3 protein-coding genes are annotated in these 1,959 nt (G+C 52.1%); all 3 read left to right on the plus strand.

All coding sequences use genetic code 11. The features are described from left to right. The coding region (locus B9T16_RS28150) for a trypsin-like peptidase domain-containing protein (protein ID WP_410246334.1) at positions 1-885 on the plus strand (885 nt) is incomplete at its 5' end. A gap of 87 nt (positions 886-972) precedes the next feature. Then, positions 973-1,692, plus strand: a complete 720-nt coding sequence (locus B9T16_RS28155; protein ID WP_410246335.1) for a hypothetical protein — start codon at positions 973-975, stop codon at positions 1,690-1,692. A gap of 31 nt (positions 1,693-1,723) precedes the next feature. Beyond that, positions 1,724-1,885: a hypothetical protein gene (locus B9T16_RS28160; protein WP_410246336.1), complete on the plus strand. Its 162-nt coding sequence runs from the start codon at positions 1,724-1,726 to the stop codon at positions 1,883-1,885. The last annotated feature ends 74 nt before the right edge of the window (positions 1,886-1,959 follow it).

Raw genomic sequence — 1,959 nt, forward strand, 5'->3', positions numbered from 1 at the left:
TTGGCACTAGACCCCAATGATGCTATAGCTCACAACAATCTCGGTTATGCCCTCCAACAACAGGGAGATTTGCCAGGTGCGATCGCCGAATACAAAAAAGCCATCCGACTGGACCCCAACTTTGCTATAGCTTACAGCAACCTCCAGGAAGCCGAACGACTCCTCGCCCTGCGGGGGAATCCCCTCCCCGCGAACCCCACCGAAATCCTCCCCAGCCTTCAGGAGCAACCCCTATTTGGTCTGCAACGCTCCACCGTCCTGATTATCGCCCAAACCACCACCGGAGCTAAAACCGGTACCGGGTGGGTTGTCCACCGGGAAGGCAATAGCACCTACATCATCACCAACCGCCATGTGGTCTCTGACGAGGACTTTGGGAAACGTCCCAGCAGCGATATTAAAATCGAACTCTACAGCCACAACGAACCCGAACACCGCCTGCGGTTCCCGGCTCGTATCCGCCACATCACCAGCCCCAACGACCTCCTAGACCTGGCTGTCCTGGAAGTGACGGGCCTCCCCGACGACATCGAACCCCTCCGCCTCAGCAACTCTGCCATTCCCCTCGATGCTGATGTCCGCATCATCGGCCATCCCGTCACCGGCAGCTCCTGGACTATCCTGCGAGGTTACATTGCCGCCAACACCCCCGAAGCCAACCAGCTAAACCTACAAATTGGCGGCACTAATCTAGCCGTGGGGAACTCCGGCGGCGCGGTCATCTACGATAACCAAGTCGTGGGTCTAGTAACCAAGATCGCCGACGAACTGGAAGCCGCAGCTATGGCAGGTGGGAACACAGGAGCCAGCATCGGCGGTTTCGGCTTCGCTTATCCTGTCGATGTCATCCGCCAACAACTGCAACGGTGGGGGCTGCGATTTTAACCACCCAGAAAGGGGGTTTTCTTCCACAATAATACTAGCCTATCATATCCCCATAGATATTGTCAAACTTTTTGAGGGAAAAAAACCATGCTCCGATCAGTCCTTCTCACCCCTCTGTATCTACTCACCGCCGGAATTGTTGCCCTCCATGCACCAGCAGCGGCCGCCTGTCCCCCCAGCGATCCTAACCACCTTGTTTATCAACGGCGTTCTAGCCCCGACCGCTGCGAAGGCATCAACCGCCAAGCCATCAGTGCCTCGTTTAACTTAGTGTCCCTGGCTACCTCCAACCTGACTAATTTAGGCGATACCCTGAGACTGCAAGTGCCGAATATGGGAGGGATTCCTAACATTACTCTCCGCTCCTTTGAGAGGCGTTATCAAGTCGACAGTTTCACCCCCGAATTAAGCCAAAATAAATATCAATTGCATTTAGATACCCGCATCATTAGACAAGCCGAAGTTGCCGCCAACAGTCTGCGGGCGATCGCCAGTCTTCCTGGTTCACAACCCATCTATATTCCGGTGATTATCGGTCAACCTTCCTCCTCCTATCAATTCGTTTTATACAGTCCCGCCCGCACCCAAATTAACAGCTTTGAAATTCGCCACAATAACCAAGTTATTCATAGTCAACAAAGACCCAACCCCAGACGGGGGGAAATGGTCTTTAGTTGGGATGGACGCAACCAACCCAGAGGACTCTATCAACTGTGGGTATTAGCGGAACTTCAACAGCGGGGACAACGCCCAGAAACCGTGACCAGGGTTTTTTCATTCTACCATGACCCGGCTTGGTTCCGATGATTTTATCCCCTAACCTACCTTTCCCGAAATCATGAACTTTTCCCGAAATTGGCAATGGCTAAAACTCCGATTTTCTCGATGGTCTCAAAACCGATATCAACAGTTTGTCCGTCTATGCGATCGCCTAAAAGACCCGATTTTTTTCCTGTTAAAGTCTCTGCAAAAGGCGCTGATATACTTGGGGGAAACCTGACTAAAATTGGTCAAAATCCCCATCCATTGTTTGTGGGTTGGGGTTCAGCTATTGTTATATATTAATCCATTCAC

It is taken from the genome of Arthrospira sp. PCC 8006, from assembly GCF_046480465.1.
Classification (GTDB): Bacteria; Cyanobacteriota; Cyanobacteriia; order Cyanobacteriales; family Microcoleaceae; genus Limnospira; species Limnospira platensis.

What these genes read in the sequence shown, in the direction of transcription:
- B9T16_RS28155 (WP_410246335.1), top strand. Translation starts at nt 973, where the DNA reads ATGCTCCGATCAGTCCTTCTCACCCCTCTGTATCTACTCACCGCCGGA.
- B9T16_RS28160 (WP_410246336.1), top strand. Translation starts at nt 1,724, where the DNA reads ATGAACTTTTCCCGAAATTGGCAATGGCTAAAACTCCGATTTTCTCGA.